General features: G+C 55.3%; 32 protein-coding genes. 18 read left to right on the plus strand and 14 right to left on the minus strand.

The features are described 5' to 3' along the window. Nucleotides 1-345 precede the first annotated feature (345 nt). The 8 genes from VD17_RS28015 to VD17_RS32775 are packed head-to-tail and all read right to left on the minus strand — an operon-like array spanning nt 346 to nt 5,872. A complete protein-coding gene (locus VD17_RS28015; protein WP_046056661.1) occupies nt 346-708 on the minus strand; it encodes a Mor transcription activator family protein in 363 nt (120 codons plus the stop codon). 27 nt (nt 709-735) lie between these two features. Next, a complete protein-coding gene (locus VD17_RS28020) occupies nt 736-1,053 on the minus strand; it encodes a hypothetical protein (RefSeq protein ID WP_046056662.1) in 318 nt (105 codons plus the stop codon). 1 nt (nt 1,054) lies between these two features. Continuing rightward, the gene (locus VD17_RS28025; RefSeq protein WP_046056663.1) at nt 1,055-2,236 is read right to left on the minus strand and encodes an ExeA family protein; all 1,182 of its coding nucleotides are present in this window, start codon (nt 2,234-2,236) and stop codon (nt 1,055-1,057) included. After that, on the minus strand, nt 2,236-4,011 hold the full coding sequence (locus VD17_RS28030) for a DDE-type integrase/transposase/recombinase (RefSeq protein ID WP_046056664.1): 1,776 nt from the start codon (nt 4,009-4,011) through the stop codon (nt 2,236-2,238). Before VD17_RS28030 ends, VD17_RS28025 begins: the two co-directional genes overlap by 1 nt. Nucleotides 4,012-4,014: 3 nt before the next feature. Beyond that, nucleotides 4,015-4,944, minus strand: a complete 930-nt coding sequence (locus VD17_RS28035) for a hypothetical protein (protein WP_046056665.1) — start codon at nt 4,942-4,944, stop codon at nt 4,015-4,017. Nucleotides 4,945-4,953: 9 nt separating this feature from the next. Further along, nucleotides 4,954-5,256: a helix-turn-helix domain-containing protein gene (locus VD17_RS28040; RefSeq protein ID WP_046056666.1), complete on the minus strand. Its 303-nt coding sequence runs from the start codon at nt 5,254-5,256 to the stop codon at nt 4,954-4,956. After that, nucleotides 5,253-5,465: a hypothetical protein gene (locus VD17_RS32350; RefSeq protein WP_185753242.1), complete on the minus strand. Its 213-nt coding sequence runs from the start codon at nt 5,463-5,465 to the stop codon at nt 5,253-5,255. Before VD17_RS32350 ends, VD17_RS28040 begins: the two co-directional genes overlap by 4 nt. Nucleotides 5,466-5,473: 8 nt before the next feature. After that, nucleotides 5,474-5,872, minus strand: coding sequence for a DNA-binding protein (locus VD17_RS32775; protein ID WP_259674601.1), 399 nt, complete (start codon nt 5,870-5,872; stop codon nt 5,474-5,476). Between the two features lie 32 nt (nt 5,873-5,904). Between VD17_RS32775 and VD17_RS28050 the strand changes: the two genes are divergently transcribed. From VD17_RS28050 to VD17_RS28110, 13 genes are all read left to right on the plus strand, one after another. After that, entirely contained in the window at nt 5,905-6,252 is a 348-nt protein-coding gene (locus tag VD17_RS28050; RefSeq protein WP_185753243.1) for a hypothetical protein, read from the plus strand. A 16-nt stretch (nt 6,253-6,268) separates the two neighbouring features. After that, nucleotides 6,269-6,754 (plus strand): hypothetical protein, encoded by a 486-nt coding sequence (locus VD17_RS28055; RefSeq protein ID WP_046056668.1) that lies wholly within the window; start codon nt 6,269-6,271, stop codon nt 6,752-6,754. A gap of 54 nt (nt 6,755-6,808) precedes the next feature. Further along, nucleotides 6,809-7,507: a hypothetical protein gene (locus VD17_RS28060; protein WP_046056669.1), complete on the plus strand. Its 699-nt coding sequence runs from the start codon at nt 6,809-6,811 to the stop codon at nt 7,505-7,507. Then, nucleotides 7,500-8,012 (plus strand): hypothetical protein, encoded by a 513-nt coding sequence (locus VD17_RS31310; protein WP_052962751.1) that lies wholly within the window; start codon nt 7,500-7,502, stop codon nt 8,010-8,012. The genes VD17_RS28060 and VD17_RS31310 overlap by 8 nt, the downstream gene beginning before the upstream one ends. A gap of 109 nt (nt 8,013-8,121) precedes the next feature. Continuing rightward, the gene (locus tag VD17_RS28070) at nt 8,122-8,628 is read left to right on the plus strand and encodes a structural protein (RefSeq protein WP_046056670.1); all 507 of its coding nucleotides are present in this window, start codon (nt 8,122-8,124) and stop codon (nt 8,626-8,628) included. Further along, nucleotides 8,619-8,837: a hypothetical protein gene (locus VD17_RS28075; protein WP_046056671.1), complete on the plus strand. Its 219-nt coding sequence runs from the start codon at nt 8,619-8,621 to the stop codon at nt 8,835-8,837. The genes VD17_RS28070 and VD17_RS28075 overlap by 10 nt, the downstream gene beginning before the upstream one ends. Before the next feature lie 25 nt (nt 8,838-8,862). Next, nucleotides 8,863-9,168, plus strand: coding sequence for a hypothetical protein (locus VD17_RS28080; protein WP_046056672.1), 306 nt, complete (start codon nt 8,863-8,865; stop codon nt 9,166-9,168). Continuing rightward, a complete protein-coding gene (locus VD17_RS28085; protein ID WP_046056673.1) occupies nt 9,165-9,458 on the plus strand; it encodes a VpaChn25_0724 family phage protein in 294 nt (97 codons plus the stop codon). Before VD17_RS28080 ends, VD17_RS28085 begins: the two co-directional genes overlap by 4 nt. Nucleotides 9,459-9,460: 2 nt before the next feature. After that, entirely contained in the window at nt 9,461-10,012 is a 552-nt protein-coding gene (locus tag VD17_RS28090) for a phage protein Gp27 family protein (protein WP_046056674.1), read from the plus strand. After that, the gene (locus VD17_RS28095; RefSeq protein ID WP_046056675.1) at nt 10,009-11,613 is read left to right on the plus strand and encodes a phage protein; all 1,605 of its coding nucleotides are present in this window, start codon (nt 10,009-10,011) and stop codon (nt 11,611-11,613) included. Before VD17_RS28090 ends, VD17_RS28095 begins: the two co-directional genes overlap by 4 nt. Then, the gene (locus VD17_RS28100) at nt 11,610-13,058 is read left to right on the plus strand and encodes a DUF935 domain-containing protein (RefSeq protein WP_046056676.1); all 1,449 of its coding nucleotides are present in this window, start codon (nt 11,610-11,612) and stop codon (nt 13,056-13,058) included. The genes VD17_RS28095 and VD17_RS28100 overlap by 4 nt, the downstream gene beginning before the upstream one ends. 1 nt (nt 13,059) lies before the next feature. Beyond that, on the plus strand, nt 13,060-13,905 hold the full coding sequence (locus VD17_RS28105) for a phage head morphogenesis protein (RefSeq protein WP_046056677.1): 846 nt from the start codon (nt 13,060-13,062) through the stop codon (nt 13,903-13,905). Between the two features lie 93 nt (nt 13,906-13,998). Next, complete coding sequence (locus tag VD17_RS28110) at nt 13,999-14,475, plus strand: phage virion morphogenesis protein (RefSeq protein WP_046056678.1); 477 nt, start codon at nt 13,999-14,001, stop codon at nt 14,473-14,475. Nucleotides 14,476-14,577: 102 nt separating this feature from the next. Here VD17_RS28110 and VD17_RS31315 read toward each other — a convergent pair whose 3' ends face one another. From VD17_RS31315 to VD17_RS28135, 5 genes are all read right to left on the minus strand, one after another. Further along, a complete protein-coding gene (locus VD17_RS31315) occupies nt 14,578-15,816 on the minus strand; it encodes an RES family NAD+ phosphorylase (RefSeq protein WP_052962753.1) in 1,239 nt (412 codons plus the stop codon). Nucleotides 15,817-15,972: 156 nt separating this feature from the next. Next, the gene (locus VD17_RS28120) at nt 15,973-16,470 is read right to left on the minus strand and encodes an RES family NAD+ phosphorylase (protein ID WP_046056679.1); all 498 of its coding nucleotides are present in this window, start codon (nt 16,468-16,470) and stop codon (nt 15,973-15,975) included. Then, nucleotides 16,470-17,045, minus strand: a complete 576-nt coding sequence (gene parS / locus VD17_RS28125) for a type II RES/Xre toxin-antitoxin system antitoxin (RefSeq protein ID WP_052962755.1) — start codon at nt 17,043-17,045, stop codon at nt 16,470-16,472. The genes VD17_RS28120 and parS overlap by 1 nt, the downstream gene beginning before the upstream one ends. Nucleotides 17,046-17,339: 294 nt before the next feature. Further along, nucleotides 17,340-17,699, minus strand: coding sequence for a DUF6124 family protein (locus VD17_RS28130; RefSeq protein WP_046056680.1), 360 nt, complete (start codon nt 17,697-17,699; stop codon nt 17,340-17,342). A 418-nt stretch (nt 17,700-18,117) separates the two neighbouring features. Continuing rightward, complete coding sequence (locus VD17_RS28135; protein ID WP_046056681.1) at nt 18,118-19,137, minus strand: putative phage abortive infection protein; 1,020 nt, start codon at nt 19,135-19,137, stop codon at nt 18,118-18,120. Nucleotides 19,138-19,453: 316 nt separating this feature from the next. Here VD17_RS28135 and VD17_RS31320 point away from each other — a divergent pair, with 316 nt between their 5' ends. The 5 genes from VD17_RS31320 to VD17_RS28160 all read left to right on the plus strand — a co-directional run bounded on the left by VD17_RS31320 (nt 19,454) and on the right by VD17_RS28160 (nt 23,075). Further along, nucleotides 19,454-19,855 carry a hypothetical protein gene (locus VD17_RS31320; protein WP_052962757.1) on the plus strand — a complete coding sequence of 134 codons (402 nt, stop codon included), beginning with the start codon at nt 19,454-19,456 and terminating at the stop codon, nt 19,853-19,855. A gap of 66 nt (nt 19,856-19,921) precedes the next feature. Beyond that, nucleotides 19,922-20,737: a hypothetical protein gene (locus VD17_RS31325; RefSeq protein WP_052962759.1), complete on the plus strand. Its 816-nt coding sequence runs from the start codon at nt 19,922-19,924 to the stop codon at nt 20,735-20,737. A 64-nt stretch (nt 20,738-20,801) separates the two neighbouring features. After that, nucleotides 20,802-21,341 (plus strand): restriction endonuclease, encoded by a 540-nt coding sequence (locus VD17_RS28150; protein ID WP_052962761.1) that lies wholly within the window; start codon nt 20,802-20,804, stop codon nt 21,339-21,341. 170 nt (nt 21,342-21,511) lie between these two features. Beyond that, entirely contained in the window at nt 21,512-22,708 is a 1,197-nt protein-coding gene (locus tag VD17_RS28155) for an S-type pyocin domain-containing protein (protein WP_046056682.1), read from the plus strand. 10 nt (nt 22,709-22,718) lie between these two features. After that, nucleotides 22,719-23,075 (plus strand): DUF6572 domain-containing protein, encoded by a 357-nt coding sequence (locus VD17_RS28160; RefSeq protein WP_046056683.1) that lies wholly within the window; start codon nt 22,719-22,721, stop codon nt 23,073-23,075. Nucleotides 23,076-23,293: 218 nt separating this feature from the next. On the opposite strand, the gene VD17_RS28165 is transcribed toward VD17_RS28160, so the two are convergent. Continuing rightward, nucleotides 23,294-24,460, minus strand: a complete 1,167-nt coding sequence (locus VD17_RS28165) for an RES family NAD+ phosphorylase (RefSeq protein ID WP_185753244.1) — start codon at nt 24,458-24,460, stop codon at nt 23,294-23,296. Nucleotides 24,461-24,573: the final 113 nt, after the last annotated feature.

Genomic DNA, 24,573 nt, shown 5'->3' on the forward strand with positions numbered 1-24,573 from the left:
TCATATGAACCCCCCCCTCCCCCCAGCCCTCTCCCCAGTGGCGATAGGGGGAAAGGGAGCCGATCTCCACGCTTTTCAAAACTTGAGCTCGACTCGATATTTCAGGTCGATGTAAATCGAAAGAACACCTCGATCAGTCCCCTCGCCCCTCTGGGGAGAGGGTTAGGGTGAGGGGTGGATCTAACTGACACACAACCATTCGAGTAAACCCATCCCATGTGTTTAGGGTTGAGATAAATCCCAACGTATAAGCGAGATAAATCCGGTCCATTCCGGGATAGGCTGGCACAAATCGGGACACCCCGTGCAATAGCGTTGCACCCCACGCAATAGACAAAGCCCCGCTCAGTCATCACCTGACGGGGCAAACATATCGACCTGACGACGCGCTATCTCATCTTTCCGCACCGCCTTCACAATCTTATAAATCCACTGAAGCGACACCCCCCACTTACGCGCCAGGTCGCTCTGATTGGTGCCGTTGAACTCCTCGTAAATCAGCCGATCCCGCCGACTCAACTTACCCGCCAGTCCCATCGGAAAATACACATTCTGACCACCCCAATGCGCCGCCATACGATCGGCGACCTCCTTGGCCACATGACGGGCAGACCCCTCATCCATCGACACCAACTCCTTCAGCGAAGCCGCCACGTGTTCAGTCAGATCAACCAGCAGCTCCGGCCCCTTGCTTCGGAAGTCACTCATACATCCACCACCGCAGCAGGGCCAGACTCATTGATCCTGCTCCTTCACCAACGTAAACCAAGCCACATCAACGCCCCGAACCGTCACTGTATTGCAGGTAGATTGCCCCGCAGGCGCATAGCGAATCCCCCGCAACTGATACCCGAACCGCTCCATAAACAGCTCAACACTGTCCTGTTCGATAAAAATCTTATTGTCCAGAAACACCAAAAGCTTGATCGAAACGCCGGCCTCACGAATTTCACGAGTCAACTCATTGAAAGCCGAAAGCCTCGCCGGGAACGCCTCAGTCAAAATACTCAACGGCTCAACCACCGGTGCACCCGCCAGATTCAAAGCATCCATCTCACACCCCCTTAACGACATCGGCAGTCACCATCGGCACCCCAAGCTGAACAGCCAGATTCATCGCCGCGATTACCAAATTGCCGATTGCCAAGGGGTAAAGCAGCGACACGGTCACATCCCTACCTCCATGACGTGCTGGCTGAGATAGCCGCGCAGCAATCGCCTGAATACCACCCTCATCAATGACCTCTCCGAGCGCTTTGCCCGCCCGGTCAAAACGGAACGTCAAAAACTCCTTCAAGCGCGAATGATCAACCGGCATCAGCGTGACCCGCTCACACCGCTGCACCACCTCACGTACATCGGCATTACGCTCACTCAACTTCACCCCCAACTCGGGCTGGCCAATCATGATAATGCTCACCAACTTAGTGAACCCCACCTCCAACTCCAAGATGCGCTTAAGGTGCTTAAGCGTCGGAATCGGCAAACAATGAGCCTCCTCAATCACCAAACAATGGCGATACCCGGCCGCATGCGACTCCTTCAGCGCCTTATGCAACTGAGCGAACCGCGCCTCAGGGCTGCTCTTAGGCTTAGCCAGCGGCGAGACAGCCGCCATCATCGACTCGGCAATGTGCGTGCTCTTCAACGATTTACCCTTAGTGTCATTGTCCTCAGACGCCAACACATAAGGCTCAATGACAATCACCGGGTCAGTATTCTCAACAATTCGATTCACCAAATCCCGGCGAAGCGTGCTCTTACCGGCTCCCGATTCCCCCTCAACCGCCAAAAACCCACCATGACGCGCCGTCTGATACATCACCTCACGCACATACCGAATATCCGGGCTCACCCACATATCCTGGGCACACTGCAACTCATCAAACGGATCGCGAAACAAACCAAAGGCCTTACGAGTCGTTGGCTGTAACGTCTGCTTTGGCAGCAACATCAATTCGTCCTCCCTGGACGGCTCATTCAAAAGGGCCGGCCCCTTCGTGTTGGCGCACGGCGGGTCCACTTCATCAAACGCATGGGCGATAGCGGCATCATTGGCGCCGGATTCAGTCAAAAACACCCGAATACGCCCCTGTAATTCGTCGCTGTCTAGACTGCGCGGCCAATGCCCGTGGTTCACCAACTGCGCCACCGTCGCACCGCTCAGGCGCAGCGACTGAGCCAACGCCGACTGAGGTCGGCCAACCGCCTGCAGAATCTTCTTAAGCTTCAACATCACTCACCTCCAACCACCGCCCGAACCAGGCTGAACGGCTTACGCAGGACCTCAATGGGTCGATTCAGCTCGGCCTCAACGGCCTCCAGCTGCTCTTCAAGAACACCTTCCGGAAAACGCTGCTGCAGCCAGCCAAACGTCTCGGCCGTCCAAAGATGGCCAAGCCGCGGACGTAACAACTTCGCAGCCTCAACATGACTGAGCGGCACAAACTCAACGGAAGGTGCATCAACATTAAGCGCAGTGCCGCGCCGTGGCAGATAAGCCGGCAGCACCGTGTCATTCACATGTTTATGTGGATCAATCAGCCCACCGAACGGCACGGCCTTCGCCTTACGAGCAGCCTGAGCATCGGCCTCATTCGTCGTGCCAGTCGCCAACTGCTCCAACGCCTTGCGCGACACCTGGGCCGGCGTATCGCAATGGCGCTTGAACTGCTCACCGATCATCGCGGCCGACTCGGCAAACCCAAACGCATCCACCCCAACGCGCTCAATCACGTGATACCGCTCACGCCCGTCATCGCCCACCAGCACCGCAATCGCCGAGTCCTTATCGCGCCAACAATTGCGAGTGACCAGCAGCTTTTCACCCACCATCACCCCCGGCACCGAACTCACATCAAACTGCGCAGCGCGGAACGAAACCCGCAGCAAATTACTCACCTTGCGATGTTCCGGCGTACTCACCGCCAGCTCACGACACACCTCAACACTCGGTGCCAGACGCAACTGCTCTGGCAAAATCAACTGCCAAACCCCATACCGAGTACGGCGCGTGCGGGTATGAATAGACGTCGCATTGAAGTACCGCATCCACCGACCGGCCCAGGCATTAATCTGCTCCAGACTGCTCGCCGCCTGAAACTTCAAAGCACTTTCGAACTCCCGTTCAACAAGGTTATGCGCCTGTTCGACCTGACCCTTGGCCCGCGCATTACCGGCCCGATTAATAATCAAATCAATCGACAAAACACGGCAAAGATTACGGAACATTCCACTGGTCATCGCCGCCCCAGGGTCCGTCATCAACACCCAAGGCACCCCATGAAAAGGGTCGGACTCACTGCGCTTTTGCATCGCATTAATCAACACACTGCACAGATTCTCAGACGACTCCGCCCCCAACACATACTCCACATACAGCGTGCCGCTCGTATGGTCCGTGATCACATACCGCCACAGCCGCTGGCGCTCGATCTTCTTCAGATTGGCGGGCTTACCGTCGTAAAACTCAGCCTTATTCATCACCCGAGCGCCGTCATCGGCCAGATAAAACTGCGTCGAAATAGACGCATCAATCTGCCAAACATGATTGGGATGCTGACTCGCCAGCGACACCGCCGGCGCGTCCTGCAACAACTGCTCGGGGTGCAACTTATAAGCGCGCAACGCGCGGCTGATAGCGCTACGGCTCAAGGGCCGAAACTCACCCGTCAGCTCATCCACCCGGCCAGCCACCACCAGGTGATTACTGCGCAAGCGCTCAACGGCCCGCACAATCGTCGACAACTGCTTATTGTTCGCCCGGATCGACTCCAGCAACACCGCCGAAATCAACCGCGCCTCCTCAATCGGCAACGCGCTACAACCCGCATCACTGCGACGCTTACGCGGCTTAGCCAAACGCACCGCCTTCAACTGGCGTTGCAGGGTAGAAATAGACACTCTCAGCGCCAACGCTCCAGCCTGGTAAATGGCCGTACGCTCGCCATGCGCTGCCGCATCAGCGCGCTGCGCAACCTGCATCAACTGCTCGATATGAACCGGATTCATCAATCAGGCCTCCGCAGGCATCAGCCAGACCGCGGCGCCATCCACCTGATCGACCAAATTGAACTCACTGCGAACCGTCCCCAGCGTGACCTCCAACTGCCGAATCAGACCGGTCTTAAAAGCGCGGTGATCCTCGCCGTCAACAGCCAGCGCCCCAAGCTTGGCAAACCCCTCACGCAACGGCCCCAACACACTGGCCTCCGCCTCATAAGCAATCGCCGCCACCTCCCCACGTAAAGCCTTCGCCGCCTCATCCGCCGGCATCGCCTGAATCCGCTTACGTGTTAACTCCAACTCCCGCCGGGCCTTATCCAAATCAACACTCTTCTTCGCCATCACCTCACCTTGCGCGGCGTAATCAGCACTCGACTCATCAAGGCGCCGGCCCTGTGCCTCCTTCTCCTTGGCGTGCCTGGCAATAATCTCCTCGGCAAGCTCAACAAACGCCTCCTTATCGCCGGCCTTCGCCACCTCAATCAGCGCCGCCTGCTGGTCCTGTGGCAAGCGCCGATATTGACCCAACTCTCGGTAACCAATCCCCATCCGCGACATCGACTCCAACGCCTCCTCACCGAAGGCCCGCAAGTTCGCAATATCTCGATCTACCTGATCAACCGAGCGCCCCAACAACCCACAAAACTCAACCCACGTCCCGCTCAGCAACCCCGCACCGTGCGGACTCTTACGCCCGGCCATCCCCCGATACAGCTTGTTCTCCTTCACAAACGCCAACTTCGACGTCCGCACCGTGCGGGAAAACTCCTCAAACACGCCCGCCATCTGCGCCTGGCCCAACAACTGATTCACCATGTCCCGCTCTTCACTGTGCGAGGCGTGAAGCACCGCCATTGCGTTCTGATCAGCCGTCAACATCGCCCCATTCAAAGCGGGCAACGCCAATGCCTCGACGGGAATGCTCTTCGTCCGTGCCATACAACCTCCTTAAACGATCGATCCAGCGGCAATCCGCTGATTGATTTCCTGCATCCGCCCCGTCAAACGAACCATGTGCTCGGCGTGTGCCTGTGCGATCTGCAACACACCCACCGAGTGCGCAAAGCGGCCGTTATCCAGCTTCACCGCCAGACCTTCCTCAATCAGCGTCTGCATCGCCCGCGTGATATTGCTGGGGCTGTCCTGCGTCAGGTAAGCCAGCTCCGAATTACTCAAACCCGTCACCGTGTGGCCCTTCAACGCCTTCAACACACGCAACACCCGCGCAGCCGCTGACACCGTGCGATTCATAAGCTCGCCTCCGGCCCAAACATTTCAGGTAAATTGACAGCCTCAATACCCATGGCATTAACCAGCGAACGGGTTAGGCCTGTATTGAAAACACCGAAAACGGTGTGGGTTCGTGGGTTTTTTGTAGGAAATGTCTTTTTTTGCCCTGCGCACGCACACGGCAGGTGTTTTAAAGCGGTAGATTCCAAATAACCGATATGATTTTTCATCCTGAGCCTCACGCCACAAAGCGGTTGAGCTCAAGGGCCGTCGCCGGGTCAGTACAAATTTCCCCGGCCTTAAGACCCAACTTGATCGCAATCTCGTGGGCCTGACCGCGCACACATTTCTTGCGCCCACCCAACACCTCAAACACCAGGTTGGGCGAAAAACGATTAGCGATTGCCCACTGGGTAATCGAAATACCTTTGGCCTTGAGCTCAGCTCGGGCCTGATCTGCAGTACGTAGCGCCATGGGGTCCCTCCGGGGGCTGCCGGCACCCGTTGCGGTGCCGATTAAGTTGCCGTTCGTGGTCGGACGGTGTGAACCCATAATGGAACCGAACGGTTCCTTTTTAAAGGCTTTTTGGTAACCGAATGGTTTCTTTTTGTGAACGACTGCGCGCAGAACGAACACGACTTGGCCTCAACCAAACCGACTTCGCGGCATTGGCCGGCGTGACCAAGAAAACGCAAATGCTCTACGAAGCAGACGAACGCGTGCCCGACGCCAACTACCTGGCCGCCATCGCCAAAGGCGGCGCCGACCTGTACTTCATCATCACCGGGCAAAAAATCGCCGCCACGCCGACCGCCATTGCATGGGCACCCATCGACAGCGAAAAACTTGGTCGAATCATCGAAATGCTAGAGGCGGCAGCCAAACAAGCCGGTCGGCGCTGGCCGTCCAAAAAATTGGCCGAAGTGGCCGCAGAGGTCTACAACGCGCTAGGTGAAGATCAAGGGATTGATGAACCACGCGTTGAGCGAATATTGAAGTTGGTAGTAAATCGCTAAATAGCAAAGGAGTTGTATGCCGAGCGAGGACGAATACCTGGTAAAAAATCTGTCAGCCAGGCTTTCTGAGGAAATCGAAAATCTCCCCAGGGATGGAAAAGATCACGAACTCACCATCAAAATCAAAGGTAACCGGGGACACATCAACCTCGGCCACCAGACCTTCGACATCAAGACCGCCAAAGAACCCCCACCAGAAGGCAGCGACCGCACCCGAGAATGCCCGCAATGTCATCGCGGCACCTGGCGCTACACGCAACTGTGCATGCACTGCGATTACAACCTGCACCGCCACGACGAAGTCGCTGAACACGAAAAAGAACAGGCGCGCAAAGATCGAAACAACCTACAAATGTTGAAGATCTGTGTCACCTGCGTGGGCATCGCAGTACTGAGCTTTTTCGTCAGAGACTTTCTGCCTGAAACATTAAAACCTTGGGCCGTAGGCCTGACAGGCGTCTTTGGCTTTTTTGCATTCATGATCATGACGTCACACAAATAAAAAGCCGCCTTGTAACCGGTCATGGACGACCAGAAAATCTAAAAGGAAGTTTTGATGAACGAGAAAAAAACAGAGTCCTGGAAAGATCGGCCCGTCGCCGAAAAGACCGCATTGATAATCAGCTGGGGTGTCGTGGCACTCATCATGGTTTACTGGTTTATACCCAGTAAATCCGCACCGACCGCCCCCTCACAAAGCATCGTATCTGAAGTACAGCCCCCCACAGCCCAACATACCCGTGCCAGTGCGCAAGCACTGACCAGTGCAACCCAATACCTGTCGCAATTGGACAACGCCATGGCTGAAGGCATACACATACTCAAGGCCAACCAACTCCCTGAGCTGGCGGCTCACAGCCAAGTATTCAAATCATTACTTGATGATGGCCACGTGAAGTTTGGTCGTTCTGTGTTTCAACCATTAGGCAGGTGCAGCGCAGCGGCCGTCTTTGCCAATAGCTGGTGGCAGGCCCAAGTGAGTGCTGCTCGCCGAGGAGGGGCAGAGTCGATTCCCGGCTCGATCCAAAGCAATCTGGATGAATACAAAATCAACCAAGCCGATTGCCTGAAAAGCGCAGATCCCTCGCTCGACACAACCGCAACAACTCAGAGCGACAAAAACGCTGGTGATAGCGAATGCCTTACAACCTTCACCATTGATTCGGAAACCAAGGAATTGGTGGCAAAAGTAAACCTGCGCATTGCAAACCGGATCAGTCCCCACGCACAAAAGGAGTTAGCAATTTATGTTTGACGACCTCATGAACGACAGTTGTTTCGTCATAGACGCAGACGGAAAGAGAATGGGACCATTCAAAACTGCCTTTACGAGAAAAAACAGCATCCATATTTTTGACTCGACGCTAGATACTCAGGAAGGCGACACGCTCGTTCAGACCTTACCTAATGGCAAGGAGTTGTTATTCAACATCACAGGCGTCAGCTATCAATCCGGCCTGGACGACATCCCAGGATGCTGGCACGTGGTTTATGCAAAAGGCGGCAATCAGCCCAAGGCGCCGCAGGTCATTAGCCCCACCTACAACTTCCACGGCTCCAACAATGTTCAGATCGGCGACAACAACATCCAGAACATTCGAAACGCGGTAGAAAGCTTGGTGGATGGCATAAACAACGCGCAGACAACACCTCAAGAAAAGGAAAAAGCCAAAGGCCTGTTACGCACATTCCTGGAGAACCCGACAACCGCCTCGGTACTCGGCGCAGCAGCCACCGGCGTACTCGCATTGCTCGGCTAACAACCTCCTTAAACCCGATTAAAAGCCCCTCCAGCCCACGCCGCCCACCATAGCGGCGTGTGCATTTCTGGCACCCGCACAACCGGGTGCCCTGACCGGAGGCGACCCCATGCGACCCGAACAACCCCGCGGCATCCGCAACTACAACCCCGGCAACATCCGCCACGCCAACGGCATCCGCTGGCAAGGCATGGCCGCCACCCAACAAGACAACCAATTCGTCCAATACCTAAACCCCCGCTGGGGCATCCGCGCCATGGCCCGCGTCCTCATCACCTACCAAGACAAACGCCTCGCCACCAACGGCACCCGCATCGACACCGTGCGCGAAATCGTCGAACGCTGGGCACCGCCCACCGAAAACAACACCGACGCTTACGTCATCAGCGTGGCACGCGCCTTGGGCCTCGACCCCGATATCGACAGCGTCGACGTCTACGACTTCGACGTCATGCGCGCCCTGGTCACCGTCATCATCCGCCACGAAAACGGCGCGGGTCCTTTACCGAGTGGCCGCTGGTACGGCGACGCCATCATCGCCGAAGGCCTGTCACTGGCCGGCATCGAGCGCGGCGTCACCCACGGCCAATCGAGGGAGGCCCCCACATGCCACTGATCAACAACTGGCGACGCAGCTACAGGCTCTACAGCATCCAGATCGGCCTGGTCATCGCCCTGATAGGGCTCGCCCAACTGGACCTGTTGCCCCTCTGGCAAACCCAGCTTTCACCCAAAGCCTACGCCGCCCTCAACAGCGCACTGGCCATCCTCCTGTTCGTGGCACGCCTGATCAAACAAGGCCCCGACCAACCAGCCCTGCGCTAAACCGCAAACCCACAGGCGGTGTTGAATGAACCTGAACGACCTCAACTTCGGCTTCCAGACCGTCCAGTGGCTGATCCTCACCGTACTGGGCGTCTACACCTTCATGACCAAACGCCAGGCTGCCAGCGCCCAGGAACTGCTCGAACTGCGCACCCGCATCGTTGCCCTCGAAGAGCACATCCGGCACCTGCCAGACCCAACCGCCGTCACCGACCTATTGGGCGACATGAAAGCCGTGCGTGCCGAACTGTCCGGCGTCAAAGACGCCCTCGGTCCATTAGCCCGATCGCTCGACCGCATCAACGACTACCTGCTGCGAGAAAAAACATGACCCACTACGCCGACTTCCTGCGCCAAGACATGCGCCTGGTCATCCTGCGGTTGCTGGTCGAAATGCCCGGCTACCGCGCCAACAGCTCCGTCCTCAACACCGCCCTCGACAACTTCGGCCACACCGCCAGCCGTGACCAAGTCAAAACCGAACTGCACTGGCTCGCCGAACAAGGCGCCATGACCCTCGCCGACGTAGGCCCCGTACTCGTCGCCACCCTCACCGAACGCGGCCAAGACATCGCCGCCGGCCGCGCCCGCGTGCCAGGTATCAAACGGCCGGGGGCCTGACCATGGCCGGCAAATCCTCCATCAACCGCCTGCCGCCCACGGTCAAGGCCTACATCCAAAAGCTCTTGCGTGAAGACCGCCTGACCCTCGACGACATGCTCGCCGACATCCAAGGTCGCTTTCCCAACGAAAAAGCCCCCAGCCGTAGCGCCTTGGGCCGCTTCAAAGTGGGATTCGACGAACTCATCGACAAAGCCCGCCAACAACGCGAAATGGCCGAAGCCTTTGTTGGCGCCTTTGGCGAAGACGCCTCAGACAAAACCGGCGTCCTGCTGGTCGAAGCCATCTCAACCCTGACCTACCAGGCCGCCATGGGCGCCCACGAAAAAGACGACGTCACCATCGCCGAAGTCTCCGCCTTGGCCCGCGCCGCCAAAGCCACCATGGAAGCGCGAACCCTCAGCGTCAAAGAACGCCAGGCCATCGAAAAAGCCACCCGCGAACGCCTGCTCCAAGAGCAAGCCGCCGAACTCGACAACGCCGTCAAAGCCCAAGGCATGACCGAAGACCAGGCCCTGTTCTGGCGGCAGAAATTCCTTGGCGTCAAACCATGAAGCCATCCTCCAGCACACTGCGCGTCATCGAATGGGACGAACTGCCGCCCAGCGTCCGGCAGATCCCTGAGGGCTACAACCCACTGCTCGACGGCATCCTCATGGCCCACCAGTCCCAATGGTTGGCCATCGATGCACACATCAAACTCTGTGAAAAAGGCCGCCGCACCGGCATCACATTCGCCGAAGCACTGGACTCGGTCATCACCGCCGCCTCGCAAAAAATTGCCGGCGGCATGGACTGCTTCTACATCGGCGACACCAAAGAAAAGGGCCTGGAATTCATCGGCTACTGCGCCAAATTCAGCCGCGTGATCGCCGAAGCCCAAGCCTCGGGCGTCAGCCAAATCGAAGAATTCCTGTTCCAAGACCAGGACGACGCCGGCAACACCCGCCAGATCAATGCCTACCGAATCCGCTACGCCTCAGGCTTCAAAATCGTCGCACTGTCCAGCAACCCGGCCGGTGTGCGCGGCCTGCAAGGCAAAGTCATCATCGACGAAGCTGCCTTCCACCGTGATGTCTCTGCCGTGCTCGACGCCGCCACCGCGCTGCTCATCTGGGGCGGGCGCATCGTCGTTATCAGCTCCCACAACGGCAAGGCCAACGCCTTCAACCAAATGGTCAGCGACATCCGCGACCAGCGCTATGGCAGCAGCGCCCAGGTCTTTCGCGCCACCTTCGACGACGCCGTCGCCAACGGCTTGTATGAACGGGTGTGCTTCATGGCCGGCAAGCTCGCCACGCCAGAAGGCAAGGAAGCCTGGTACAAACAAATCCGCAACGCCTACGGCCCGCGCAAAGCGCAAATGCGCGAAGAACTCGACGCCATTCCTCGCGACGGCAACGGCGTCTGCATCCCAGGCGTCTGGATCGATGAAGCCATGCGCCCCGGTCGCACCGTCCTGCGCCTGGCCCTCGACGACGACTTCACCCAACAGCCGGTCTACCGGCGCGAGGCCTACGTCAACGACTGGATCGAGCGCTACCTGGCGCAATTGCTACAGCCGCTCAACCCCCAGCTGCGCCACTTCCTCGGCATGGACTACGCCCGGCACCGAGACTTCTCCATCATCTGCCCGATGTCCGTTGACCAGGCGCGGCATCGCGATGTGCCGTTCGTGGTGGAAATGCACAAAGTACCCACCCGGCAACAACAGCAGATCCTGTTCTACATCCTGCGCCGGTTGCCGCGTTTTGTCGGTGCCGCGCTCGACGCCACTGGCAGTGGCGAAACACTCGCCGAAGACACCGCCGACGAATTCGGCCACAACCGCATCCAGCAAGTGAAAATCACCCGTGCCTGGTACGGCGCCTGGATGCCCAAATTCGTGCAACTGTTCGAAGACGCCACCCTCACGCTGCCCAAAGACGATTCCCTGCACCAGGACATCCGCGCCATCGAAGCCGTCGACGGCATCCCCATGATCGTCAAAGCCCGCAAACAAGACCTCAAAGACCCAGACCTCTACCGTCACGGCGACTTCGCCGGCGCGGGTGCCCTGGCAAACTTCGCCACGCTGGAAGTCGCCAGTGGCCCGGTCAACGTCAAATCCCGTCGCCCACGCCAAGGCCAACACATCACCCAGGGGTACGCATGAACACCAATGGCCTGTGGGTCAGCCCCACCGAATTCATCAGCTTCGCCGAAGCCAAACGCAACACCCGGCTCAACCACCACATCGCCACCCGGGGCCGCACCGAAACGGGCAGCGTCAGCGGTGCCCACTTGCCCAACCCAGACCCCATCCTCAAAGCCCAAGGCAAAGACATCACCGTCTACCGCGACCTGCGCAGTTCCGCCTTGGTCGGTGGCAACATCCGCCGCCGCAAAGCCGCGGTACTGTCCTTGGAGCGCGGCCTAAAACGCGGTGAAGCGCCGCCCAACGTCGAGCGCTTCATCACCGACTGGCTCGCCGACCTCGACCTGGACCGCATCATCCGCGAACTGCTCGACGCGCCGTTGTTCGGCTACCAACCCATCGAACTCATGTGGCAACCGCTGGGCCTGCACCAAGTGCCGCAAGATCTGCTCGGCAAACCGGCCGAATGGTTCTTCTACGACAAAGACAATGCACTGCGCTTTCGCGCCAAAGACGCTGGTCAGGAGGGGGAACTGTGCGACCCGCAACGCTTCATCGTCGCCCGCCAAGACGCCACCTACGCCAACCCTTACGGCTTCCCGGACCTCAGCATGTGCTTTTGGCCGGCCACCTTCATGAAAGGCGGCCTCAAGTTCTGGGTCCAATTCACCGAAAAGTACGGCAGCCCCTGGGTCATCGGCAAACACCCACGCGGCGCCACCGACGGCGAAACAGAACTGCTGCTCAACAGCCTCGAAGCCATGGTCCAGGACGCCGTCGCCGCCATCCCGGACGATGCCAGCGTGCAAATCATCGAAGCCGCCGGTAAAGCCGGCAGTGCCGAGGTCTACCGTCAATTACTGGAGTACTGCCGCAGCGAAATCAACGTCGCCATGCTCGGGCAAAACCAGACCACCGAAAAAGACAGCAACCACGCCAGCGCCACCGCCGGCGCCGAAGTCACCAAAGACATCCGCGACGGCGACGCCGCCATCGTCGCCACCGCGTTGAACGCCTGCATCCGCCAAGTCGTCGACATCAACTTCGGCACCGACGTCGTGGCCCCGCTGTACGCGCTGTGGCAACAAGAAGAAATCGACAAAAGCCTGGCCCAACGCGACAAAGCCCTGACCGACTCGGGCGTCAAATTCACCAACGCTTACTGGCAGCGCACCTACAACTTGCAAGACGGCGACCTGCAGGACGCGCCAGCTACCGCCGACTCAGCCGAATTTGCCGAGCCGACTCTACAACCGTTACTCGACCAAATCGCTCTCGACCAAGCCATCGACAGCCTGCCCGCCAAAGTGCTCCAACAACACAGCGAACAAACCCTCAACGCAGTGTTGGCCGAAGCCTCGCCACAACACGAAGACCAGGCACCCGAACAACCGCTCGCCAACCTCCTGTTCATCGCCGACACCTGGGGCCGCCTCAGCGCCCACGCCGATCGGGAAGACTGACATGGCCACCCCCGCGAAACGCCTCAACCCGGCAGACCTCAAAGCCATCTTCGGCCTCGAACCGGCCAACGCCATCGCGTACCTAAAACGCAAGGGCTACGCCATCACCTGGCACTGGCAGGACATGCTCGACCAAGCCCACGACCAAGCCTTCACCGTCGCCAAAGCCATGCGCCTGGACCTGCTGTCCGACATCCGTGCCGCACTGGAAACAGCCCTGCAACAAGGCCAAACCCTCAAGCAATTCACCGCCAACCTGCAACCCGTTCTGCAAGCGCAAGGCTGGTGGGGCAAACAAGTCATCGTCGACAGCCAAGGCACAGGCGAACTCGTCCAACTTGGCAGCCCACGAAGGCTAAAAACCATCTACCAAACCAACCTGCAAAGCGCCTACATGGCCGGCCGCAAAGCCAGCATGGAAGCCACCGCCCAAACCCACCCGTACTGGATGTACATCGCCACCCTCGACGGAAAGACGCGACCCAGTCACAGCGCAATGCACGGTCAAGTCTTCCGCCACGACGACCCCATTTGGTCATCCATTTTCCCGCCCAACGGTTTCAACTGCCGCTGCCGCGTCATCGCCCTAAGCGAAGCCGCCGTCAAACGTCGCGGGCTGACAGTCTTTTCGAGCGAAGGAAGGATGTTCGTAGAAACGGTAGAGACCGGCACCGACAAACGCACCGGGGAAATCCGCACGGCCTCGGTCACCGGCATTCGCATCACAAACGCCCAAGGCCATGACGTCACATTCCGCACCGACCCCGGCTTCAACCTCGCCCCCGGCAACGGCCTGGCCAAAGCCCTAAAACAAAAACAATCTGCCGCCCAACCCCATACCCAATAAACACCGCAATACCTGTGGGAGCGAGCTTGCTCGCGATAGCGGCGGCCCAGCCAACATCAACCCTGAATCCCAAAACCCAACCCTGGCCACCACATGCTCACCATCGAACTAGAACACCAGCACCTGCAACAAACCCTAAGCAAAGTGGAATGGGCCATCGGCGACCTCGCGCCGTTAATGCGAGGCATCGCCGCCGAACTCGCCAACCAAACAGAAGAAAATTTTGAAAACGAAGGTCGCCCCGAATGGGCCGAACTCTCCGACACCACCACCGAGCGGCGGGTAAAAAAAGGCAATTGGCCCGGCCAGATCCTGCAAGTCAGCGCCGCTGGCTTGGCCGCCTCAATCACCACCCATGCGACCGACAGCTCGGCGCTGGTCGGCAGCAACAAACCCTATGCGGCCATGATGCAGTTCGGTGGGGATCAGGCAGATTTCCCGCACCTGTGGGGCGACATACCAGCTCGGCCGTACTTACCCATGGATGCCGAAGGTAACCTGCAGCCAGAGACCGAAGAGGCCATCTTAGAGTTGGCACTCAACTACTTGGAGAAGGTCGCTGGTCCGTAACGGTCTGTAGCTCATTCGCACATGAGCGCCACATCAGCGACGCTTTTGTTCGCTACCCGAATAACAATTTACAAACGTTTCCATTATAACCGCTCAATAAATTTACGACTTTCTCTGAGCAGTCTGCGATTCAATACTCGACTCATAATCAATGAAGTCAACTTTATACATTTCAAAAGAAGCGCCCGAGGCTTCAAGATTAAAATTTTGGCGCCAACCAGGCAGTATCGTATTGACGGTATCACCCTTATCGAATAGCACATAATTAATACCACCTTTATTTTGGACTGATCTAAAAATTATGCCATCAAAATCCTCACCGGTTTCATGCCGAATAAACTCAGCCAGTGCCTGAGTAACGACATAATCGAGTGCATTTGCCCTCAAGGGTCTAGCAATCTCAGCATGCAGATAGGTAAGTAGCTTTATGCGATTTGAGCGCTCCTCATAATAGTCATCAAAGAAGCTAATCGGTTTAAATTTAAGTTTTCTTTCAAGTGCGGTGAAGTCAAAAAGCTTCAGGTCAGAAGATGAAGAAAATCGACCGACTGCCACAGAGTCACCAATGGATGGTCGTAATTCAGAGATACACGTTTTAGGATCGCCTGAGACATAAAGAAGCGGAATTCCCGCCGCGCTCATTCGATTGTTGGCTGCTCTTTCTTTGGGTGGGGCGCCGAGATCAACGGCCACGTCCTTAATATCCGAACGATTGTTAACCACTCTAGCCCTATAAAAATCTGTCCCTTTTGGTAAAACATTGATCACTGGGTGCAATCCAGGCACGTCTGGATCTTCTGCTCTTAGCGCCTCACCAATTAACGCACCGAAAGAACCCCTTACTTTATCATTGAAAAATCGTCGGCCGTGAGTAAGCTCATGAGCTAAAAGCAGCCAGTCACCTACAATATAATCCCGCTCGTCTTTTTCTTCAAAAAATGGACTTTGTATTCGCTGATATACCTGATCTCGCCAATAGAAACTCTCCTCCTCAGATTCCGGTTCAACTAGGAGGCCAGCGATTACTTCGCAAGTCAGAATACTCGAACAACCAATGGAACTACTGACAACGCTTGCCAGATCCATCTCATAGCCAGGATACAGCCCCCCGTCGACCTCAAAATGATTGGGAAGATATTTACGTACCCGATCAGCTATATCTTGAGGCGTAAGTGCCTGCCTCGTCTGTTTTCCGCAGCTTATACAGCACCTTTCTTTGTACAATCCGCTAGATATTCGCCTCAAGATAGGGTCTTTAACGCATTCGACACAGACGAACATCGTCTGCTCGTCCTCTGCCTGCATCATATATTTTTGAATCATCTTCTGGGTTCGATCCAACGCCAATATTCCTTATTTTCTAGGTAGGGTACTACCCGCGACTTTAGGATTCTAAGTTCCTGATTAAACAGGCTGTCGGCCTCTAATACCAAAAGGCATAGAGCAACCGGTGACTCGACGGGTAGGTGGACACAGGTCCAGAGGGCAGGAGAGCCTTCAGGGCAAAGGCCTATTAAGCCGCCCATCAAGGGCAAAAGGTTCTTGCAGTACCAGCTCGTACAACCCATCCGCTAAAGATGGGTTCATCAACAAATTCCAGCTATGCCGCGAAACACTAGAAGGCACCAACACAAACGGGTACTGCTTCAGCAACTCAGCACCGAACTGTTGCTGGCTGCGGCTTGGGGTGCCCGGTACCAGCCAATTAGGGTTCGCAATGCTATCGGGCTGCACCACATAAATTCCGGACGGGTCCAGCACGCGGGCCTGCGTAAGACGATGGGGCTTGCAATCCAGCGCATCAAAATCCTTATGTACTGCCACTTCAAGGATGGCCGTAGAGGCATCCAGGGCTGCATAAACCGTGGCCATACCTTTAGGGTTCCAGCGCCCACCCACCTTTTCGGCCCCCACGCCCAAATGCCAGGTGGGAGCATACTCAGCAGGATCAAGGCGCCAGAAATGAATCTCACTGCTCAAAGGGTCTTTAGCCATCAATAGACCCCATATTCAATGCGCGTCAGAAAGTCAGTCACCAACTCATACCCGACCGAATTTGAAATCAGGTCGATCGGTACCTCACCATCCAGGCCTCGCGCAGGTTTGACCATCCACTGCTCGGCGAGCTCACGCGAACCCAGCACATCCGTTGCCTTTTCCAACACCTCGGCATAGTTGAGCGCTCGCGTGCTTTGCTCAGCGGTCAAAGCCTCATTGGGCATTTTCAATCGCCGCGCAAGCGTACGATCAGACGCGCCAACGATCTTCGACAGTACGCCGCGTTGCTTATACACCTCGCTGTTTTCGATCATATTGAGCACCGACTGCAGCGCTAAACCGCTTCTAACGGCCCTGTAAATCGCCATACGATCATCGCTATTTTTTCCAGAAAGCAAGACCGCAACCATAGATGGCACGCGACTCGAGCCCCGCTTTGTCACCTTCACCGTACGCTCGCCATTACTCAAGACAGTGACGGCAGCCTTAGGGGTGCGTGGCTTGACCTTGCCTTTGCGGCCGGCATCTTTGACAACCTCATCGACTACAACATCTTTCTTCTTGGCGCTCATGGCAGCCTCCGTCGCTCTGTCATCTGGCATTAACTATAGTGCCAAATGGCAGAAAGACCTAATCCAACAGCGCTTGCCTAAAACACACCGCTGTAGGAGCAAAGCTTGCTCGCGATGAACGAATACGCGGTATCCCAAGCCGGAAACAAAACCCAATCACCAGTCAGCAGCGGCAACAAACACCGAGAAAACTATGGCGAGGGAGCGTGCTCCCGCTGGGCCGCGCAGCGGCCCCCAAACGGGGACAACTGTCCAACCCAACGTCAGTTACCCACTCACCACAGCAGACCGCACTTACGCAGGTGGTTCGATCAGATCCAGCAATCGGTTTGCCGTGACTTCAGCCAGCATGACGTTATTGGCAATGCCCAACAGGGAATAGCGCGAACCACCATCCAAGCGGTCCACCAACTCGTGGACCATCACATCAATCGAGGCCAGGGTTTCGACCAGATGCACCGCAAGGGTTTCGGCCGTGGCCTCTGCGTCCACGGAAAACAGGGTGCTGCGTGTTCGCGCGGTGGCTTTGATGTCGGCAATCGACGGGAAGTGGAAGTTCAGAGCCCGCTCGGCGGCTTCGTTGAGCTTCTTTGAATCGGGTTCGTACGGAGAGACCGGATCGGTGTCCGGCGGGTTCGGTGTGACCTTGAACATATTCAGTACTCCAGATTTGGAGCCGTCACCGAGTCGCTGCTAAACGAATGTATGGTGGCAGCTGTGCGCAGGTTAGCAGACCGGGGAGTACGATACCGGCGCGCCCGAGAGCGCCCTGCGCGCAGCTACCAAGAAGTGCAGGCATGAAATGACCTGACTGTCTGGATGCAGATGCGCTTCGTAAACCACGGGCTGCTAAACCCGATCACTGATGGGCAGTGACAGGAATCAAGTTACCGAGTGACCCCAAGGCGCACAAGCCGGCGGATTCTGGCGCAGCCGTAGGCAACGGCGCAAGGTCTTGTAGCTTTCAGGAAGTAACCCTGAGGTCGCTTAAACAAATCCCAATCTGCGACGTTTAATGGGCGCGCACCGCTTCCTACAGCGCAAAGAGTATAACTCCCGAGTTAACTTTCATTTAATGGGAGTTGCGCGCCATTCGTTCATTATTCAGTTTAATTAACTCTTCAGCCTTGACTTCTTCCAGCCCAAAAAAAGCCATATCGTTAAAACCTTTTGACATGTGTTTTGCCAGCCCGCCAAAATAGTTTTTACCCAAAGGTTTCAATAGAGAATATTTTTCGACGTAATATTTTAGATCTGCACCGTAAGGGCCAAGACAATTTATTTGTAGTAGCGCCATTTCCGACTCACTAAGCTGCGCCCGCACTATGTTGGTGTAATTCCTTTTGCGCCGGTAATTCCCGAAAAACCCATTATCACCCCTGAGAAGGGAGCCGAAGCTAATGATGTCTACTGGTAGATCCTGAGTATCATCTATCATTTTCATAATCCAGTATAGATTTCGAAAATAATGACCAGTCGAACTGACTCTCTCCTTGCAAAACTTTGAAATTTCGTTATGTAGCTCTGTGTCGGTCAGTAGTTCTATATTAAGGTTTCCTATCTTGTAAACATTGGTTTCTTTAAAGCTTCTCACAATTACGTTTATTGCATCTCGCCCCTCGCAACCAGCACTCATTCCACCCGCTGACTTGATATCCGCAAGTATCTTCGCATGCACGTCCAGCATACCGAACAGCGTCGACTCGAACATCTGCCTAGAATAAACAGCTGTTTGCTGTCTTTGCTCTTGTGTTGCCATTTTGGCCTCTAGCTGGGCAGCTTTCATCTCTGCTCGCTGTAAAGCCATGGTTTTCAGAACCGCCATCAATGCTAGAAAACTCAAAAGAGGATTTAAAAATCCACCTGCAAAATCACCTAGCTGTCCCCAATAGCTCGCGGTGTCGTGATTGACGACCGCTAAGTTAGGGATATCAACGGCCTCGAAAAAATGTAGGTATAGAGTACCAAACACGCCACCGCAAGCAACGACCGCAAGGAGTGCCACACCAACAAAGAAGCGGTTTTCCTTTATATATTCAACAAGCGACTCTAAAGCACTCTCACAATACCAGTAAGCATTTCGAAACGACATAAGTGCTCCATAACATCCGCAGAAATATCCCGCCAATCCTGTGCTGCCTATTAGGGTTGTAAAATTGGTGACTGGCGCCTCCACATGATGGCATATTGCCAATTATGCCAGCAACATCTGGCTACTTGCCGTTCCATCCTACTGCTATCCCAGGTCGCCATCTGTGTTGATCGGACTACCAGCCCTTGGTAACGCTCTAGTACGCTCAAAACCGATCATGATGAAAAGAACTGGCGCGGTACAGTCGAGAAAGCTCGAAAAAGTGCTGCAAAGGCTTTATAAAATGAGCTCACGCGTATTTATAGGGAGATTCACCATGCCGATTGAAGGTTTCCGCTCTGAATGGTTCACCGTTGGCAGGCACCGTGTTCACCTGGAAGCCCGAGCAAGCTTCCCGGATGACGACCACAAATTTATCGCCACCGTAGCTGCCAAGACCATTGACCACCACAGCACGCAAGCCCGTTTAGTCAGAGTTTATTTCGATGACAAGGCATGCATTTATGCCGTCGACATAGCCACGACGGAAGAAGCGGACAAGGCATTGGAACCGCGAATTACTGAGATCCTGCAATCCATCTTTGATTCCGGCAACTACTACTGTGACGTTGCCGTGGTCGATAAAGGTGATGAGTCATCCGATCATTACCACCATATGGAACACCTGAGTGTGGCCGTCGGTATCGCAACTGATCGTTGGGCCAAGGCGCCAAAGTAGCATTCTCTTTTTAAGCGGCTCGGAATGGGCCGCTTTTTTTCACGTCGGACAGAGGGATAACGCCAAATGAATCACTCCATGAACAAAATGGAGGAGGAAGTAGTTTATCTACTTGCGGTGATTGAGCTCATCCGGTCAATGGTCAACTACGAGATCATGAAGGTGGTGGGAGAAGGAGACCATACGAACGTCGTGTTCAAAACAATGACGCACAAACAGTTCTTTGCTATCGCACTGGTGGACTTTCTTTCTCCAACAGATTCGAGGGCTCCTGTACCTGCGAAGCGCTACCTAGCCGCATTGAGAGCCGTGGCTAAGGAGCCAAGCTTCGATGTGAACGGGTCAGTGCAAGATCTTGAAGATGCAGTGAGCACTTTTACCGATTGGCTAAACACAGAAGCCACCGTCGAGTTCTGGTTGCCCTCGATAAACCGTCAAGTCGAGCTTCGCGTCCCCAGATACATGCTTTTAAAGATTGACGGGAACATTTCAAAACACAATTTTTTACGTTCCGTCGATGTCGCTAATGAGTTGCAGGGGCACCTGAGTAAGGCTGGTGTGCACGTCGAACTGTTCCAAGCAATGTTGGCCCAGCAAGAAATTTACGACATCATTCATGATGATTTCAGTGCTTATCATGCAAGCACGATCGCGGAATTTCTAAATGGCCTCTATTGGGGAATACAGAATTATCTAAATCCTGAGTACTCACGCAGCTTTACGCCAGAGGGAGGCGACTTACCGAGGTACAGTTTCCAATACCCCACAGCACTTGAAGATCCCTATGCCAAAACCTGCTATTGGAACCTAATGAATCATGTTCACTCCGGACCGATATTCGAGCCATTTACAGTAACTCGCCACCTCAAGGGCAAGTACTAAGCGCACCGAAAATAAATCCGTCATCTTTTTGACCTTTACTTGCAAACCGCTGGAGCGGATGCCAATGGACGATAGGTACCCACAATTAACGCTTACGCCTATTGAGTTTGAGCGTCATGTGCGCTCCATGCTCGATGCGATGGGGCACTCGATTCTCGAGTACCGATCGGAGCATCGGGAAGTCATTCAAGGGGTAGATGGTGAATACGAAATCGACGTGTCTGTTCGATTCCATTACTTAGGGATGGAATTCTTGATTCTTGTTGAGTGTAAACACTACAAGAGCTCCGTGAAGCGGGAGACGCTCCAAGCACTTTACGACAAGATGCGTTCGGTGGGGGCTCAGAAATGTGCTTTATTCACGACGTCTGGTTTTCAATCCGGCGCTCTGAAATATGCAGAAATTCACAAGATTGCCACGGTTAAAGTCGTGGATGGTCGGAGTACTTATTTTACCAAGTCGTTGGGCGCTCAACTGATCGAGCCGCCGCCATGGGCGAATATTCCGCTTGTTTCCGGCTGGCTAATTGACGGCGATCATTTCTCAATTGTTTCTGAGGGGCACGGGGAGTTTCTTGAACGTTACCTTTTTACTGACATTTAGACGTAGTCTGGATCTATTGCGAGCCTGAGGCACCACTCGATCAAGAGGTAAAGGTAACACCTAAAGAATGGACGCTCACCACATAGAGTCAAAGTGCCACTCATTGCCACTCCCAATCCCGCCTGTCACCCTGCGCCCGTTCATCAAGGATCGGAACAAGGAATCAAGGATTGAGTGGTTACGTACCCAACCCGCCCAAGGGTTATCGCAACAGCGGTGTTGAACCCGTTGATACTAGCGCTCAGCACTGGGCGCAATACAAAGACCTCCCACCCAAGCCAGACGCAAAGCCCAACCCTCTAGGCTGTGTGTTTGCCAAGAGCTGTAACCTGCCGGACGGGGAAATCAATCACAAGAATCCAGCCGGGTTTGTGCCTGTTGAGAAACTGGCCGACTACGGGCTGTGGGCAGTGCTTGGCACCGGGGCGGCGATAACCGCCCAAGGCACCCCACTGCAAATGGTGGGCGGTTCTGCTACTGGCAGTGCAATTGCTGAACGTCTTGGTGGATCACTCTCACTCACTTTGCTAAAAGGGTCAGGCGTTGTTGCTGCTGGCTTTGCGACGGGCATTGTTGGGATGCTGATACCGAACACCAGCATTTCGCCCGACAGCGCCTTCTACACCAACGATCAATACGCGACGCTTGAAGCTGGTCGCACCCGTGTACGCATCAACGTAAAGACTTTGCCGGATGGCTCCATTAACGCGTACGGCTTCTACACGGGCGGTAAAACGGACTGGGAAAAGGTCCGTGTCATTGAGGGCGCCAAGGACGGTGATAAATTCGTTGCTGACATCGGCAACGGGATTGGGCTCACCTGGACGCCAGCGGCAAGCCCAGACGGTGTACTGGGTATTCCTGCACTGGAAGGCGCTCCACAGTTGCCACCGGTATGGGTATATCCGCCCACAGCCCAATCTGACACGTTGCTGGAAAACCCAGAACATCCTCCTGAATTCCAAGATGCAATTATCTGGTTCCCTAACTCGGGTATTCAGCCCATCTACATTGTGCTCAGCACACAGCTAGAGAAGAACAAGAAGAAGGGTAAAGCCTTCGAAGAGACATCTTACGGGGAATACAGCAACACCAAGCCCGAAGCCGCCCGCGAGGTGACGCTTAAAACCGACTCGGGTGTTCGGACGCGTATTGATATGATGGGACGAGACACGGATGGCGAGATTTCATGTGTTGAATGCAAGTCATCTGATACCGCACCACTGACCAAAAATCAGAAAGCCGCCTTCCCTGAAATTGAAAAAACGGGTGCTACCGTTGTCGGTAAAGGTAAACCCGGCTTCCCCGGAGGCACCAAAATACCCCCCACCAGAGTCGAAATCCTTCGACCTGATCCGACCCTCTGAGGGAGCAGACATGTCCATCGTAGAAACGAAAGTCGTCGATATCATTGCAGTACCCGAGTGGGAGCCCGACCACGTTATCCTGGTCATTACCGACCACCTCGAATGGGGCGATAAAGCCCAACAGGGCGAGCACCTGCTATTGCTTCAAGAGAAAATCAACACCTACATCGCCTTCATCGAAAGCGGCCAACTACTAGAGGACTATCCGCCCTCCAAGGGCAAGTCGCCCATCATCCGAGTTAACGGTCTGTATGAGCTCCCCGAGCAAGGCGAGTTCTTCATCGACCGCGTGACCGAGGTGTTGAAGGGCGTAGGCATTGGAATGGAGTTCGTACTTAAAGCCGACGAAGCAATACGCAACATGTGACCGAAGTCGCGGCAAACACACTGGGCCATCCACCTGCCCAGGTGTTTCACGAATTGGACGACCAACAAAAAACCGCCTGCCTCTGAAGCGATATGAAGCCTTCCTCGCCCGAATGGCTCCGGTTCATGGGGCAGTCAACGAAAGACCGTCGTAAAGACGTTATAAAGCCGGCACGACAGATCTAAAAGCACCATCCGGCCCCGACAACCTTAAGTTGATCAATAGTCCCATTCACCATAGGGGTCTTGCTCGTAACGCCAATCCCTGATGACGGTGTCGCCGTTGATCACCAGCTGTTCGACCTCAAAGGTGACACAACCGATTTTGTGAGCCACCAGCGTATCGGGAACGTAGAGAACACCAGACGGGAAAGGACCGTTACTCCTGATCGGATCGTCATCGGTTCTCTCCTGATAGGGAATGCCGGCGAGCAAACGTGAAAACAAAGCAATGTTGATTCCATCCTGGTGCTGAACAGAGGCAAACATCACACCATCAATAGGCGGCTCAACCTGCGTAGAAAGGTACTCAGCAATCACTTGGGTAAATAGATATTCCTGATCTTGGTCGGGCGTGACCGGCGAACTGATTTTGCTGTGCAAGGTGCGAAGAAACTGCCTTCGTTTCATCTTCATTTGATAATCAGGGTCAAAACAGCTCATCGGCTCAGCATCGAATATGTTTTCCAACACACCGAAATCGAGTACGCGCGCATCCAGTAATAATTGAAACGCCCCTGTTAGCACCATACCGCCCACCGAGGGGCGCAGCTCGGCGATACACGTGTCGCGATCAAAGGCGCCATAGAACACCGGTACGCCAACAGGGTTCATGCGTCCTGCTCGCGCCTTCTCCTTGGGCGGTGCCGCCAGCTCAGTCTCCGGGGATACAAGAATGTTCTTAGGATCAGAGGACGGCGGGCAATAGCGTCCTCGGTACAGTTCCCAACCATCTTCCACTTCAAACAGTCGTACCACCTCTTGGTTGTTTTCGTCTTGAAGGTGATGAATACCTTCAAACAACCAATCGAGGAACGCCTTACCGTGATCGTTAAAGAAACGGCTGCGGTGCATCACACCACTCTTGAATTCCTGCCATTTTTCCTCGACGTCTGTCGGTCGCATACTGCGCCGCATGTACAGTGCATCCGCCTCAAAACGCGGTTCACCGTCTTCGGTACTGACCGTCAGCAACCCAACCAAGGTGGAAGTGAGGGGCCCCTCACTGTTACAACAGAGCAGTTCCGCGACGGTAAAATCCAAGGGGTAACCAGCGTGGACATATTTGCCCAATCCCTGGGCACTGGCGGTGCGTATGACAGGACCTGTTCCATAGAAGTTGTCGAGAATACGTGCGACTTCATCCGCCAATTTTTCAACGGGCATGCAGGGCCGTATATGCTCACAGAACGAGCATCGTCCCATATCGCACTCAGACGCGATGCGTTTCCGAAGAAAGCCATCCCCCACACATTCACCACACACAACGTCCACACCGT

This window comes from Pseudomonas fluorescens, assembly GCF_000968015.1.
Taxonomy (GTDB): Bacteria; Pseudomonadota; Gammaproteobacteria; order Pseudomonadales; family Pseudomonadaceae; genus Aquipseudomonas; species Aquipseudomonas fluorescens_W.

Bases quoted from the DNA above. Each gene is read 5' to 3' on its own strand.
- VD17_RS28015 (WP_046056661.1), bottom strand. From the start codon at position 708: ATGAGTGACTTCCGAAGCAAGGGGCCGGAGCTGCTGGTTGATCTGACT.
- VD17_RS28020 (WP_046056662.1), bottom strand. From the start codon at position 1,053: ATGGATGCTTTGAATCTGGCGGGTGCACCGGTGGTTGAGCCGTTGAGT.
- VD17_RS28025 (WP_046056663.1), bottom strand. From the start codon at position 2,236: ATGTTGAAGCTTAAGAAGATTCTGCAGGCGGTTGGCCGACCTCAGTCG.
- VD17_RS28030 (WP_046056664.1), bottom strand. From the start codon at position 4,011: ATGAATCCGGTTCATATCGAGCAGTTGATGCAGGTTGCGCAGCGCGCT.
- VD17_RS28035 (WP_046056665.1), bottom strand. From the start codon at position 4,944: ATGGCACGGACGAAGAGCATTCCCGTCGAGGCATTGGCGTTGCCCGCT.
- VD17_RS28040 (WP_046056666.1), bottom strand. From the start codon at position 5,256: ATGAATCGCACGGTGTCAGCGGCTGCGCGGGTGTTGCGTGTGTTGAAG.
- VD17_RS32350 (WP_185753242.1), bottom strand. From the start codon at position 5,465: ATGAAAAATCATATCGGTTATTTGGAATCTACCGCTTTAAAACACCTG.
- VD17_RS28055 (WP_046056668.1), top strand. From the start codon at position 6,269: ATGCCGAGCGAGGACGAATACCTGGTAAAAAATCTGTCAGCCAGGCTT.
- VD17_RS28060 (WP_046056669.1), top strand. From the start codon at position 6,809: ATGAACGAGAAAAAAACAGAGTCCTGGAAAGATCGGCCCGTCGCCGAA.
- VD17_RS31310 (WP_052962751.1), top strand. From the start codon at position 7,500: ATGTTTGACGACCTCATGAACGACAGTTGTTTCGTCATAGACGCAGAC.
- VD17_RS28070 (WP_046056670.1), top strand. From the start codon at position 8,122: ATGCGACCCGAACAACCCCGCGGCATCCGCAACTACAACCCCGGCAAC.
- VD17_RS28075 (WP_046056671.1), top strand. From the start codon at position 8,619: ATGCCACTGATCAACAACTGGCGACGCAGCTACAGGCTCTACAGCATC.
- VD17_RS28080 (WP_046056672.1), top strand. From the start codon at position 8,863: ATGAACCTGAACGACCTCAACTTCGGCTTCCAGACCGTCCAGTGGCTG.
- VD17_RS28085 (WP_046056673.1), top strand. From the start codon at position 9,165: ATGACCCACTACGCCGACTTCCTGCGCCAAGACATGCGCCTGGTCATC.
- VD17_RS28090 (WP_046056674.1), top strand. From the start codon at position 9,461: ATGGCCGGCAAATCCTCCATCAACCGCCTGCCGCCCACGGTCAAGGCC.
- VD17_RS28095 (WP_046056675.1), top strand. From the start codon at position 10,009: ATGAAGCCATCCTCCAGCACACTGCGCGTCATCGAATGGGACGAACTG.
- VD17_RS28100 (WP_046056676.1), top strand. From the start codon at position 11,610: ATGAACACCAATGGCCTGTGGGTCAGCCCCACCGAATTCATCAGCTTC.
- VD17_RS28105 (WP_046056677.1), top strand. From the start codon at position 13,060: ATGGCCACCCCCGCGAAACGCCTCAACCCGGCAGACCTCAAAGCCATC.
- VD17_RS28110 (WP_046056678.1), top strand. From the start codon at position 13,999: ATGCTCACCATCGAACTAGAACACCAGCACCTGCAACAAACCCTAAGC.
- VD17_RS28120 (WP_046056679.1), bottom strand. From the start codon at position 16,470: ATGGCTAAAGACCCTTTGAGCAGTGAGATTCATTTCTGGCGCCTTGAT.
- parS (WP_052962755.1), bottom strand. From the start codon at position 17,045: ATGAGCGCCAAGAAGAAAGATGTTGTAGTCGATGAGGTTGTCAAAGAT.
- VD17_RS28130 (WP_046056680.1), bottom strand. From the start codon at position 17,699: ATGTTCAAGGTCACACCGAACCCGCCGGACACCGATCCGGTCTCTCCG.
- VD17_RS28135 (WP_046056681.1), bottom strand. From the start codon at position 19,137: ATGTCGTTTCGAAATGCTTACTGGTATTGTGAGAGTGCTTTAGAGTCG.
- VD17_RS31320 (WP_052962757.1), top strand. From the start codon at position 19,454: ATGCCGATTGAAGGTTTCCGCTCTGAATGGTTCACCGTTGGCAGGCAC.
- VD17_RS31325 (WP_052962759.1), top strand. From the start codon at position 19,922: ATGAATCACTCCATGAACAAAATGGAGGAGGAAGTAGTTTATCTACTT.
- VD17_RS28150 (WP_052962761.1), top strand. From the start codon at position 20,802: ATGGACGATAGGTACCCACAATTAACGCTTACGCCTATTGAGTTTGAG.
- VD17_RS28160 (WP_046056683.1), top strand. From the start codon at position 22,719: ATGTCCATCGTAGAAACGAAAGTCGTCGATATCATTGCAGTACCCGAG.
- VD17_RS28165 (WP_185753244.1), bottom strand. From the start codon at position 24,460: ATGCCCGTTGAAAAATTGGCGGATGAAGTCGCACGTATTCTCGACAAC.